We start from the raw sequence: 12,451 nt of genomic DNA on the forward strand, positions 1-12,451 counted from the left end.
AGGCGGCCGGGCCGGGCCCGGAAGGTGGGGCGCCGCCCGACGGACAGGGCGGGGCGGCGCCGGTCGGGGGTCACCGCACGCGCGTCGCGTACGCGGGCACCGTGACGGTCTCGTCGTCCAGGCAGCGTCCGCTGGCCAGGTCGAAGCGCTGCTTCAGCAGCGGCGAGGCGACGAAGGGTGCTCCGTCAACCGAGCCGAGCAGGCCCCGGGAGAGCACGTAGGCGCCGGTGAACGGGTCACGGTTGCCGATGGCGTGGACGGTGCCGGTGCGGTCGAGGAACAGCGCGATCTGGCCGCCGTCGGGCAGCAGGGCCGCGACGCCACGTCCGGGGACGAGGTGCTCGACGGCGCACACGGCCGCCCACGCGCCGCCGGTCCGCACCTCGACGCGCGCCGTGCCCGTGGCGGCGTTGGCGGCGGTGTCCCCGGTGGCTGCGGCGTCCCCGGTGACGGTCGGTGTCGCGGCGGGGGCGTCAGGGGTCAGCACGTCGGTCATGGCAGGGGTGCTCCTTCGAGGGTGCGGACGGGGAGGTCCGGGCCGGCCAGGATGTCGAGGTCGGGTTTGTTCTGGTCGCGCTCCGGCACGAACCGCACCGAGGGGTCGGGGGCGTCCGGGGCGTTGACGAAGGAGACGAAGCGCCGCAGCCGCTCCGGGTCGGCCAGGGTCTCGGCCCACTCGTCCCGGTAGCCCGCGACGTGCTCGGCCATCATGGCCTCCAGCTCCGCGCAGATGCCCAGGGAGTCGTGGACGACGACGTCGCGGACGTGGTCCAGGCCGCCCTCGATGCGCTCCAGCCACACCGAGGTGCGCTCCAGCCGGTCGGCGGTACGGATGTAGAACATCAGGAAACGGTCGATGAGCCGGACGAGTTCGGCGTCGGAGAGGTCCTGCGCCAGGAGGTCGCCGTGCCGGGGTGTGGCGCCGCCGTTGCCGCCCACGTACAGGTTCCAGCCGCCCGCGGTCGCGATGACGCCGAAGTCCTTGCTCTGCGCCTCGGCGCACTCCCGCTGGCAGCCGGAGACGGCCGACTTGAGCTTGTGCGGGGCGCGCAGGCCCCGGTAGCGCAGCTCCAGGTCGATGGCCATCTTCACCGAGTCCTGCACGCCGTAGCGGCACCAGGTTTGCCCCACGCAGGACTTCACCGTCCGCAGTGCCTTGCCGTAGGCGTGTCCCGACTCGAACCCGGCGTCCACCAGCCGCGCCCAGATCTGTGGGAGCTGGTCCACCCGGGCGCCGAACAGGTCGATGCGCTGGCCGCCGGTGATCTTCGTGTACAGGCCGAAGTCCTGCGCGACCTGGCCGATGACGATGAGCTTCTCCGGCGAGATCTCGCCCCCGGGGACGCGGGGGACGATCGAGTAGGAGCCGTTGCGCTGGAGGTTGGCGAGGTGGTGGTCGTTGGTGTCCTGGAGGGCGGCCTGCTCACCGTCGAGGACGTAGCCCCCGGCGCCGATGGTCGGCGCGAGCGAGGCGATGATCGAGGCGACGGCGGGCTTGCAGACCTCGCAGCCCTCGCCGCCGCGCGCCTCGGGGCGGCCGTGGCCGTCCAGGAGCTGCCGGAAGGACGTCAGCCGCAGCGCGAGCACGATCTCGTACAGCTCCTGCCGTGTCTGGCCGAAGCAGGCGCACAGCCCCGGGTCCACCTCGATGCCCTGGGCGGTCAGCTCGGCGTCCACGAGCTGGCCGAGCACCTTCACGCAACTGCCGCAACCCGTCCCCGCCTTCGTGCACTTCTTCACCTCCGGCACCGTGCCGCACCGGTGCTCGGTGACGGCGGCGCGGATCGTCCCCTTGGTGACGTTGTGGCAGCTGCACACGACGGCCTCGTCCGGCAGCGCGGACGGGCCGAGCTGCGCGGGCGCGCCGGCGCCGGCCGGCAGCACCAGCGACTCGGGGGCGACCGGCGGGACGGAGCCGGTCAGCGGCCGCAGCAGCCCGTAGGCGTCGGCGTCGCCCACGAGGACGCCGCCGAGCAGCGCGCCGTCCGAGGCGATGACGAGCTTCTTGTAGACGCCCGCGCGGGAGTCGGCGTAGATGACGTCGAGGCAGCCCTCGGCCGTCCCGTGCGCGTCGCCGAAGGAGGCCACGTCCACGCCGAGGAGCTTGAGCTTGGTGGAGGTGTCGGCGCCGGTGAAGCCCTCGCCCGCCGCCGTCCCGGCGATGGCGGCGGCGGCCGCCTCGGCCATCTCGTAGCCGGGCGCGACCAGTCCGTACACCATCCCGTCGACGGCCTTGGCGCACTCGCCGATCGCGTAGACCGCCGGGTCGCTGGTGCGGCACCGGGCGTCCACGACGACACCGCCCCGCTCGCCGACGTCCAGACCGCAGTCGCGGGCGAGCTGGTCGCGGGGGCGCACCCCGGCGGAGAAGATCACCATGTCGGTGTCGAGGGTGGAGCCGTCGGACAGCACCATGCCGGTCACCGTCCCGTCCGCGTTCGCGGTGATCTCCTTGCCGCCGACGCCCGTGTGGACGGTCAGGCCCATGTCCTCGATCTTGCGGCGCAACGCGGCCCCGCCGCCGTCGTCGACCTGGAGGGCCATGAGGCGGTCGTTGAACTCGACGATGTGCGCCCGCACGCCGAGGCCCTTGAGCGCCCCCGCCGCCTCCAGCCCGAGCAGCCCGCCGCCGACGACCACGCCGGAGGTGGCGTTCTTCGCGAACTCCTCGATGGCCAGCAGGTCCTCGATGGTGCGGTAGACGAAGCAGCCCGCGCTGTCCTTGCCCGGCACCGGCGGTACGAACGGGTACGAACCGGTGGCCAGCACCAGGGTGTCGTAGCGGAAGGTCCGCCCCGAGCGGGCCGTGACGGTGCGGGAGGCCCGGTCCACCGTCTCGGCCGGGTCGCCCAGATGCAGCTCGACGCCGTGCTCGGCGAGGAACGCCTCGTCGGTCATGGACAGTTGCTCGGGAGTGACGCCGGAGAAGTACGAGGTGAGCTGGACCCGGTCGTAGGCCGGGCGGGGCTCCTCGCACAGCACCACGACGCGGGCGCGGGCGGTGACGCCCTCGGCGGCCAGGGCTTCGAGGAAGCGCTGCCCGACCATTCCGTGGCCGACCAGGACGATCGTCGGCTTCGCTTGCGGCTGGGACGAGTGCGACACGGTCACAGGCCTCCATCGTTCGTGAGCAGGTGGAGCAGCGGTGCGGAGGGCAGGGGCTCGTCCCCTTCCCAGGTGCGGGCGAGCGCGCCGACGGTGCCGAGGTCGCCCAGCAGGATGCCGCCGACGAGCCGGTCGCCCCGGACGACGACCTTGCGGTACGCCCCCCGGGTGGCGTCGGCCAGGTGCACGACGTCGTCGTCGGGTCGCGGCACGGTCTCCCCGAAGGCCGCCAGGTCCAGGGGTCCGGGGCCGGCGAGGGTCAGTCGGGTCAGGGCACGGGTGCCGGTGTAGGGGCCGCCGGCCCGCGCGGGGACGGGCGGGGCCGTGGGGGAGTACGCGGTGCGGGGCGCGGGGTCCCGCCCCAGCAGCACGGCGGCCAGGGCGTCGGCCTGCTCCTGCGCGGGACCGGCCAGGCCGTAGACGGTGCCGCGGTGCTCGGCGCAGTCCCCGATGGCGAAGATGTGCGGGTCGTCGGTGCGCAGCCCGTCGTCGACGACGACGCCCCGGGCGACGGTGAGTCCGGCGGCCTGCGCCAGCCCGGTGCGCGGCCGCACCCCGCAGGCCAGCACGACGAGGTCGGTGTCCAGCGCGTAGCCGTCGGCCAGCGTCACCGAGCGCACCGTGCGGCGGCCGGTGCGGGCGTCGCGCCCCGTGCCGAGGCCGCGTACGCGGCACTCGGTGTGCACCTCGACGCCGAGGCCCGTCAGGTGGGTGCGCAGCAGGTCGGAGGCGGTGGCGTCCAGATGGCGTTCCATCAGGTGCTCACCCTGGTGGGCGAGGACCGTCTGGGCTCCCCGGGCGGCCAGCGCGCGCGCCGCCGAGACGCCGAGCAGCCCGCCGCCGATGACCACGGCCCGGCTGCCGGGCCCGGCCGCTCCGGCGAGCGCGGCGCAGTCGTCGAGGGTGCGGAAGGGGTGGACGCCGTCGGGCAGGCCCGCGTCGGCGACGCCGGGGCCGCCGTCGTCGAACAGGCCGCGCACCGGCGGCAGCACCGGGTTCGAGCCGGTGGCCAGGACGAGCGCGTCGTACGCGACGACGCCGCCGTCGTCGCAGACGACCCGCCGCTCGGCCCGGTCGACGCGCACCGCCCGGACGCCCGTCAGCCGCCGCACGTCGGGGCCCGGGGCCGGGAGGGCGATGACGTCGGGCGTGTACTGCCCGGCCAGCACCTCGGCGAGCAGCACCCGGTTGTACGGCGGGTGCCGCTCCTCGCCGATCACGGTGACGGCGTGCCGGGAGCGCCCGGGCGCGTCGGCGGCGCGGCCGAGCTGCTGCACGAGCCGGGCTCCGGCCATGCCGCCGCCGATCACCACCACACGCTGTTTCGAGGTCATGTCCCCCAGCGTGCGGCGTCGCTGTTACCCGGTGGGTTCCCGGCTGTTTCCCCCGCGCAACGCGGGCCTCAGCCCCGTCACGGTGCGGCTGTGAGCCGCACCGGCAGGACGGGCACGCTGTTGCCGACGAAGCTGCCGCGCCGGGGGATCTCCGTCTCGTCCACGGCCACGGTGAGCTGCGGGAACCGCGTGAACAGGGCCTCCAGCGCGAGGGACGCCTCCATGCGGGCCAGCGGCGCCCCGATGCAGAAGTGGGCGCCGTGCCCGAAGGACAGGTGGCGGACCTGAGTGCGGGTGACGTCGAACACGTCGGCGTCCGCGCCGTGCGTCCGGGGGTCCCGCCCGGCCCCGGAGTATCCGGCGAGCACGGGCGTGCCCGCCGGGATGACCGTGCCGTCCAGCGTCAGGTCCCGGGTGGGGTAGCGGAAGGGGAAGTAGCTGACGGGGCTGTCCCAGCGCATCGTCTCCTCGACGACGTCGGCCCAGTCGGCCTTCCCGGACCGCACGGCGTCCAGCTGCTCCGGGTGGCCGGACAGTGCCCGGACGGCGTTGGTGATGAGGTTCAGCGTCGTCTCGTGGCCCGCGATGACCATGAGCATCAGGGTGCCGATCAGCTCCGGCTCGCTCAGCCGGTCGCCGTCCTCCTCGCGGGCGGCGATCAGGGCGCTGGTGAGGTCGTCGCCCGGGTCGGCCGCCCGGGCCGCCGCGACCTGCGCGAGGACCTGGAGCAGCTCCTGGTTGGCGGCCACCACGTCGGCGGGCTTGAGGCTGGTGGAGACGACGCGGTTGGACAGGGCGTGCAACTGCTCGCCCTGCTCCGCGTCCACGCCCAGCAGCTCGCAGATGACGCCCATGGGCAGCGGCATGGCGAAGTTCCGGCGCAGGTCGGCCGTGCCGTCCTCGCTCTGCGCGGCGGCCCGCTCCAGGTCGTCCAGCAGGCGGGCGGCCAGTTCCTCCACCCGGGGACGCAGCGCCTCGACGCGGCGGGAGGTGAACGCCCGGCTCACCAGGGAGCGCAGCCGACGGTGGTCGGCGCCGTCGGCCGTGGTCATGCTCTGCACGGTGGCGAACGTCCGCAGCGGCCAGCCTTCGGGGATCTCGCCGTTCTCCAGCGCCGTGAAGTGGCGGGCGTTCTTCGCGACGTCGGGGTGCGACAGGAACTCCTTGAGCTCCTGGTGCCCGAGCACGATCGCCCCCTCCACGTCGTCCGGGAGCACGACCCGGGCGACGGCACCCTCGGCGAGGAAGCGGGCGTTCGCGGCGTGCGGGCAGCCGCCCGCCGGGTCGAGGCGGTGCGGCGGGTTGTGGGCCTCGGTCATCTTCGCTCTCCCTGGGGGTGGGCCGGATAGGGCACGGGGTGCTGCGCGGGGCGGCCGTCGGAGGCCGACGGGGACGGAGGACGCGGGTACGCCGGGGCGGGGTGCGGGACGACGCCGGGGTCGCCGCCCGGGTCCGCCGGCGCGGGGAGCTGCGGGTCGGCGAAGCGGACCGGCAGCGCCGCGAGTCCCTTGGTCCACGGCGACTTGACCCACGCCAGCTCGTGCTCCTCCACGGCCAGCTCCATGTCCGGCAGCCGGTGCCGGATGGTGTCCACGGCGGTGCGGGCGATGAGGCGGGCCGGGTCCTGGGCCGGGCAGGCGTGCGGCCCGGCGCCGAAGGCCAGGTGGGAGCGGTTGCCGGTGACCGGCCGCCCGTCGGGGGGCAGGACGGACGGGTCGGCGTTGGCGGCGGCGAGGCCGAGGATGAGCATGTCCCCGGCCCGGATGTGCTGACCGCCGAAGTGCAGGTCCCGGGTGGCGTAGCGGGCCGGGAAGTTCTGCGTCGGGGGGAAGCGCCACAGCACCAGGTCCAGCGCGTCGTCGACGGTGAGGTGCCCGCCGGTCAGCGAGGAGCGGAAGGCCGCGTCGGTGAGCAGGATGCGCAGGGTGGTGGCGATCCAGTTGACGGTCGTCTGGTTGCCCGCCACGAACATGACGACGAGGTTGTGCAGCACCTCCTCGTCCGTCAGCCGGGCCGGGTGGGCGAGGAGCGCGGACGTCACGTCGTTGCCGGGTTCGCGGCGCTTGTCCTCGATGAGCTGACCGAGGATGGCGCCCATGCGGCGGCTGGCGTTGGCCGAGTCGGCGTTGGCGACGACGGTGCCGGCGATGGCCTGCACGAGCTGCTGCCCGGTCCGTTCGTCCAGGCCCAGCAGCCGCATGATGACCTCCATGGGCAGCTTCCGCGCGAAGTGCGGCACGAGGTCGGCCTCGCCGCGCTCGGCGAAGGAGGTGATGAGGCGTTCGGCGGTGAACCGCACGGTGCGGCGCAGTTCGTGTCCGTTGATGCGGGTGAGGGCGTCGGAGACGGCCGCGCGCATCCTGCGGTGCTGCTGGCCGTCGGCGAACAGCAGCGCGGGGCGCCAGCCGACCATCGGCATGATCGGGGAGTCCGCCGGGACCCGGCCCTCGCGCAGCAGCGTCCAGCGGCGCGGGTCGTGCGAGAAGTCCTGCTCCTCCCGGGTCAGGCGCAGCAGTTCGTGGTGGCCGAGGACGAGCCAGGCGTCGATCCCCGGCGCGACGGTCACCGGGGCGACCGGCCCGTGCCGCAGCCGCAGCTCCTCGTACAGGCCCGGCATCGCGTCGCCGTCCAGGTGCGGCCCGTACAGCGCCGTGGCCGGGCAGCGGCCCGCTCCCGGCGCGGACCTGTGGTCGGGACGTGGGCTCGTCATGTGGGCTCCGCGGCGTTGATGAGGTGGCTGACGAGGGCGATGAGGGCCTGGACGGAGGAGCGGTACTCGCGCGCGTCGCACACCACCAGCGGCGTCTGGGGCAGCAGGTCGAGGGCTTCGCGCAGTCGCTGTTCGCCGTGGTCGGGGCTGCCGGGGAAGGCGTTGACGGCGACGGCGAACGGCAGGCCCAGATCCTCCAGATGGCCGAGGGCGTCGAAGGACGCCTCCAGGTCGCGGGTGTCCACCAGGGCGAGGGCGCCGAGCGCGCCGCGCGCCAGCTCCCGCCACGCGGGCAGGAAGCGCTGCTGCCCCGGCGTCCCGAACAGGTAGAGCACGAGCTCACCGTCGATGGTGATGCGGCCGAAGTCCAGGGCCACGGTCGTGGTCGTCTTCGTCCGCTCCCCGCCCCGGTCCACCCGGGCGCCGGCCTGGCTCATGACGGCCTCGGTCGACAGCGGTTTGATCTCCGAGACGGCGCCGATGAGCGTCGTCTTCCCCACGCCGAGCGGACCGACGACGAGGATCTTCGCCGCCCCGGCGACGCTCGACCGCACGTAGTGCGGCTCGGGGGCCGGGCCGCTCCCGGGGCCCGGCTGTGCGGCGTCATGGGGGACGACCGGCTGGTCAGAGGCGGCTTTCGAGACCATGGAGGACCTTTCTGAGCATGGTCACATCGGTGCGTTCGGCAGCCGGGACGGGCGGACGGGTGATGATCAGGCCCCAGTCGACGAGATCGCCGAGCAGCACCTGCACGACCGAGGGCGGCTGCCCCAGGTGGGCGGCGACCTCGGCGACGGACAGCAGCCCCTGGCAGTGCCCCAGGATGCGCCGGTGCTCGGGCTGCAACCCGGCCGGACCGGCGGGCGGGTCCGCGGCCACCGCCACGACGAGCGTCTCCCACGGCAGCTCCGGGCTCGCGGCGCCGGAACGGCCGCGGGTGATGACGTAGGGGCGGACGGCCGGCGTCGTCCGTTCCTCCCGTTGACCCGTCATCGTGACGGGCTCACCGCATCCCTGGGTTGGGTGCTGAGGTGCGCGCCGATCTTCGCGACGAGCAGTTGCATCTGCTGGGCGACGAGGCCGACGTCGGCCCCGAGGTCGGTGGCGACGCCGAGGTGGGCGCCCACCCCGGCGGCCGTGAACAGCACGAAGCCGTGTTCCGACTCCAGCATCAGCTGCCGCACGCCCGTGCCCGGCCCGAACAGCAGTGTCGCCGTGGAGCGGCTGGTCATGGTCATCGCGGCGCAGGCGGCGGCCAGCGACTCCGCCTCGTCCCGGCCGAGCCGGGAGACCGTCCCCGAGAGCCCCTCGGCGGAGGCGTGGCCCAGGTGCAGGCCGTCCTCGGACAGCACGACGGCGTGCCGCACCCCCGGGATGTCGGTCAGCGGGCGCAACATCCAGCCCAGGTCGGGAAGTCGGGCAATGGTTCCGTTCACGTCGTGCCCCCATCGTGGTGGTCGGTCTGGTCGGAGTCCTGCACGCCGGTGTGCCGGGCCTGCGGGTCCTGTGCCTCCGCCCGGCCGCGTCGCGAACCGGACACGACGCTGGCCACGGAGGCGCGGGCCGCCTCGGGCGACCAGGCCGGTGCGGGCGGCCGGGCGTGCGGCGCGTCGTGCGGCAGGTCGTGCGGTGCGGGCTGTGCGTACGGCTGTGCGTACGGCTGTGGGTACGCGGGCGGTGCGGGCGTCGCCCCGGACCCGTAGCCGCCCGAGTCCTCCAGTCCGGGGGGCCCGCCGCCGGGTGCCCGGCGCCGGTTGCGGCGGCGGGGCAGCGCGGGCGCGGCCTGGGCGTCGTGGGCCTCTTGGGCCTCGTGGGCGCCGGGCCGCTCCTCGGCGCGGGTCCGGGCGTAGGCGGGGGCCGGCGCCGGTTCGCGGACGGACGCCGGTGCGCGGACGGGGTCGTGCGGCGCACCGAGCGGCTGCCCGGCGTAGGCGTGTCCGTCCCGCGCTTCGGGCCGGGTGCGGGCCTCGGGGCGCGGCGCCTCCGGCACGGGCTCGGTGAGCAGCCGGTGCGGGACGAAGATGACGGCGCGGGTGCCGCCGTAGGCGGAGGCCCCGGTCAGCTCCACGTTGAAGCCCAGTTCCCGGGCCCAGCGTCCGACGCACGCCAGCCCCAGCCGGGGGACGGCGCCGAGCTGGGCGAGGTCGAGGTCGTCGCGGAGCTGCCCGAGCGCCTGGTGCAGCACGTCGGGGGGCATGCCGAGCCCCGCGTCGTCGATCTCCACGACCGCGCCGGCGCCCACCTCCCGTACCGTCACCACGACCTGGGTGCTGGAGGGGGAGAACACGGTGGCGTTCTCCAGGAGTTCGGCCACCGTGTGCATGAGGCCCTCGACGGCGGGCGGGACGACGTGGAGCGTCTGCCCGCCGTGCACGTCGACCCGGCCGAACTCCACGATGCGCGACTGCGCACCGCGCACGCAGTCGAAGAGCGTCACCGGCCGCGTCTCCCGGCGGGCGGGCCAGATGCCGCACATCACCAGCAGCGTCTGCGCCTTGCGCGTCATCTGCGCGGCCGCGTGGTCGGCCTTCATGACCTCGGACATGAGCCGGGCGTCGCTGATGATCCGTTCGACGTTGTCCAGGACCTGCTGCTGGACGGTGGCCATGGCGTGCATGTTGCGGGCGACGGACTCGAAGGCGGCCTGCACCGAGTCGCGCAGCGCGCGTTCGCGGCGTACCGCGTCGTCCGAGCCGAGGCCGCCGGCCAGCGCGGCGACGGCGCGGGCGAAGTCCTCACCGGTCGCCTCGGGGGCGGTGACGGGCCCGGGCAGGCCGTCCAGGCGCTGCCCCGCGCGGACGCGTTCGGCGATCGCGGGCATCCGTACCCCGGCGAGATGGGCGACCTCCGCGCCGCGCGCCCCGGCCACGGACTCGGCGCGGGCCTGGGCCGCACGGACCGCCGCGAGCCGGCCGCGCAGCCGGAACGTCGTGGCCACGCCCACGACGGCGGTCGCCGTGAGGACGCCGAGGGCCACTCGTACCCACGGGGCGGAGCCCGGCGCGGCGGCCCCGGCGGCGCCCAGCACGAGGGCCACGGCCGCCGTGGCGGCCCACCAGGTGTCCCGGCGCTTCGCCCGTCTTCCCCGCTTCCCCGTGCGCTCCACCGGCCGTTTCAGCATGGAGTCCTCAAAGCCACTGCCCCTCCGTAGGACACGACGAGCGTCCTGCACTGCTTCACTGGTCAGAATCTCTCAGATCCTAGGAGTAACTTTCCATATACCAGCCACCCTTCTCCACTTCCGGCCATCCGTCTCGTGCTGCGGTACGACGAACGCCCGCATTTGACGGCCAGGTTCACGGCCATGCGGGCGTTCGCCTTAACTCCCGGTTAACCCGGAAGGTGTCCCTCAGCTCTGCCAAACCCCCTCGGCGGCACAGGCTTTGACGTACGCCGTGAAGTCGCGCGGGGCGCGGCCCAGCACCTCCCGCACGCCGTCCGACACGTAGGCCATCTCCCCGGCGCGCACCCGGTCCAGCAGTTCGCACACGAGGTCCACCTCCGGAGCGGGCAGCCCGGCGCCCCGGAGCGTCCGCGCGAACTCCCGGGCTTCCTGCCGCACTTCGCGGACCTCCCGGCCCGTGGCCGTGGCGATCTCCGCCACCGCGTCCCAGAAGCTCAGCAGCCGAGCGCCGCTCAGCTCGTAGCAGCGCCCGGCGTGCGCGGCCGGATCGCGGAGGGCCGCGACCGCCACGTCCGCGATGTCCTCGGCGTCGACGAACGCCTCCAGCCCGTCACCCGTCGGCAGGGTCATCTCCCCCGCACGCAAGGACTCGCGGAAGACGTCCAACTCGCTGAAGTTCTGGAAGAACCAGCCCGCCCGCAGCACGGTCCACGTCGTCCCGCACTCCCGGACCGCCTGCTCGGCCGCCCGCGCCGCGATGCCCGTCGGGCGCTCCGCGTCCCGGCCGCGCATCGACAGCAGCACCACGTGGCGCACCCCCGCCCGGGCCGCCGCCCCGGCGAAGTCGGCCACGACGCGGGTCGCCTCCGAGGTGCCGAGATCGGGGGCGTAGGCCAGGTAGACCTCGGTGACGCCCTCCAACGCCGCCTCCCACGTCGACGCGTCGTGCCAGTCGAAGGGCGGTTCCCCGCGACGGGAGCCCACGCGCACCGCGACGCCCCGGGCCCGGAGCCGTGCCACGACGCGCCGCCCGGTGCGTCCGGTGCCGCCTGCGACGAGGGTGAGGCCGCCGGGGTGTCCGGCGGCGCTGTCGGTGTTCTCAGGTGTGTTCATGCCCCCGAGTCAACCGGCCACCGGTGAGACGGTCCATGGCTGAAAAGCTCGACGGCATACGCGTGCGTCCACGCCGTGTACCCGTGCCGCGCTACCCTGCGCGGGTGGACGTACTCGCGGAACTCCTCGACGGCACGCGGGCCCGAGGCGGCCTCTTCCACCAGATGCTCGTCTCCCCGCCCTGGTCCCTGCGCGTTCAGGACGGCGCGCCGCTCGCGCTCTACACCCTGCTGCGCGGCTGCGGGTGGATCACGCCCGCCGCCGGCCCGCCCGTGCGGCTGGACGAGGGGGACGTCGCCGTCGTCCGTGGCCCCGAGCCCCACGTCGTCGCCGACGAACCGTGGGAGGCCGACCGGACGCCGCAGCTGGTGATCCACCCCGACGACACCTGCACCGCGCCCGACGGGACACCGCTGTGCACGGAGCTCGCCCTCGGCGTCCGTACCTGGGGGCACGGCGCGGCGGGCGGGGCCCGGCTCGTCAACGGCACGTACCAGCTCGGCGGCGAGGTCAGCGGCCGGTTGCTGGCCGCCCTGCCGCCGGTGCTCGTGGTGCGCGCGCGGGAGTGCCCGTGCCCGGTGCTGCCGATGGTCGCCGAGGAGATCGTCAAGGACGCCCCCGGGCAGCAGGCCGTCCTCGACCGCCTGCTGGACCTGCTGCTCATCAGCACCCTGCGCGCCTGGTTCGACCGGCCCGGCGGCGAGCCCCCGGCCTGGTACCGGGCCCAGGCCGACCCCGTCGTGGGCCCCGCGCTGCGCCTCCTGCACGCCGACCCGGCCCGCGCCTGGACGGTCGGCGCGCTGGCCGCCGCCGTCGGCGTCTCCCGCGCCGCGCTGGCCCGCCGCTTCGCGGAGCTCGTCGGGGAACCGCCGATCGCGTACCTGACCGGCTGGCGCATGGACCTCGCCGCCGACCTGCTGCGCGAACCGGGCGCCACCGTCGGCGCGGTGGCCCGGCGGGTCGGTTACGCCAGCGCCTTCGCGCTCAGCACGGCGTTCAAGCGCCACCGGGGCGTCACCCCGAGCGCCTACCGCACCGGTTCACCCGTCACCGCCGGGTGAACCG

11 protein-coding genes are annotated in these 12,451 nt (G+C 74.8%); 1 reads left to right on the forward strand and 10 read right to left on the reverse strand.

Translation table 11 applies throughout. From position 1 onward, the window contains the following. Nucleotides 1-70: 70 nt before the first annotated feature. The 10 genes from nirD to V6D49_RS20000 form a co-directional block, all read right to left on the reverse strand. A complete protein-coding gene (nirD, locus tag V6D49_RS19955) occupies nucleotides 71-496 on the reverse strand; it encodes a nitrite reductase small subunit NirD (RefSeq protein ID WP_340561634.1) in 426 nt (141 codons plus the stop codon). Further along, nucleotides 493-3,048, reverse strand: coding sequence for a nitrite reductase large subunit NirB (gene nirB, locus V6D49_RS19960; RefSeq protein ID WP_340564161.1), 2,556 nt, complete (start codon nucleotides 3,046-3,048; stop codon nucleotides 493-495). Before nirB ends, nirD begins: the two co-directional genes overlap by 4 nt. A gap of 59 nt (nucleotides 3,049-3,107) precedes the next feature. Beyond that, the gene (locus V6D49_RS19965) at nucleotides 3,108-4,439 is read right to left on the reverse strand and encodes an NAD(P)/FAD-dependent oxidoreductase (RefSeq protein ID WP_340561636.1); all 1,332 of its coding nucleotides are present in this window, start codon (nucleotides 4,437-4,439) and stop codon (nucleotides 3,108-3,110) included. A 77-nt stretch (nucleotides 4,440-4,516) separates the two neighbouring features. Then, a complete protein-coding gene (locus tag V6D49_RS19970) occupies nucleotides 4,517-5,758 on the reverse strand; it encodes a cytochrome P450 family protein (RefSeq protein ID WP_340561637.1) in 1,242 nt (413 codons plus the stop codon). Then, complete coding sequence (locus V6D49_RS19975; protein ID WP_340561639.1) at nucleotides 5,755-7,149, reverse strand: cytochrome P450; 1,395 nt, start codon at nucleotides 7,147-7,149, stop codon at nucleotides 5,755-5,757. The genes V6D49_RS19970 and V6D49_RS19975 overlap by 4 nt, the downstream gene beginning before the upstream one ends. Further along, nucleotides 7,146-7,796, reverse strand: a complete 651-nt coding sequence (locus tag V6D49_RS19980) for a GTP-binding protein (protein ID WP_340561641.1) — start codon at nucleotides 7,794-7,796, stop codon at nucleotides 7,146-7,148. Before V6D49_RS19980 ends, V6D49_RS19975 begins: the two co-directional genes overlap by 4 nt. After that, nucleotides 7,774-8,142, reverse strand: coding sequence for a DUF742 domain-containing protein (locus V6D49_RS19985; RefSeq protein ID WP_340561643.1), 369 nt, complete (start codon nucleotides 8,140-8,142; stop codon nucleotides 7,774-7,776). The genes V6D49_RS19980 and V6D49_RS19985 overlap by 23 nt, the downstream gene beginning before the upstream one ends. Continuing rightward, nucleotides 8,139-8,585, reverse strand: a complete 447-nt coding sequence (locus V6D49_RS19990; protein ID WP_191207899.1) for a roadblock/LC7 domain-containing protein — start codon at nucleotides 8,583-8,585, stop codon at nucleotides 8,139-8,141. The genes V6D49_RS19985 and V6D49_RS19990 overlap by 4 nt, the downstream gene beginning before the upstream one ends. Next, nucleotides 8,582-10,270 carry an ATP-binding protein gene (locus V6D49_RS19995; RefSeq protein ID WP_340561645.1) on the reverse strand — a complete coding sequence of 563 codons (1,689 nt, stop codon included), beginning with the start codon at nucleotides 10,268-10,270 and terminating at the stop codon, nucleotides 8,582-8,584. Before V6D49_RS19995 ends, V6D49_RS19990 begins: the two co-directional genes overlap by 4 nt. Nucleotides 10,271-10,498: 228 nt before the next feature. Continuing rightward, nucleotides 10,499-11,386 carry an NmrA family NAD(P)-binding protein gene (locus V6D49_RS20000; RefSeq protein WP_340561647.1) on the reverse strand — a complete coding sequence of 296 codons (888 nt, stop codon included), beginning with the start codon at nucleotides 11,384-11,386 and terminating at the stop codon, nucleotides 10,499-10,501. Between the two features lie 104 nt (nucleotides 11,387-11,490). Here V6D49_RS20000 and V6D49_RS20005 point away from each other — a divergent pair, with 104 nt between their 5' ends. Then, nucleotides 11,491-12,447, forward strand: coding sequence for an AraC family transcriptional regulator (locus V6D49_RS20005; RefSeq protein WP_340561649.1), 957 nt, complete (start codon nucleotides 11,491-11,493; stop codon nucleotides 12,445-12,447). The last annotated feature ends 4 nt before the right edge of the window (nucleotides 12,448-12,451 follow it).

Source organism: Streptomyces sp. GSL17-111, from assembly GCF_037911585.1.
Taxonomy (GTDB): Bacteria; Actinomycetota; Actinomycetes; order Streptomycetales; family Streptomycetaceae; genus Streptomyces.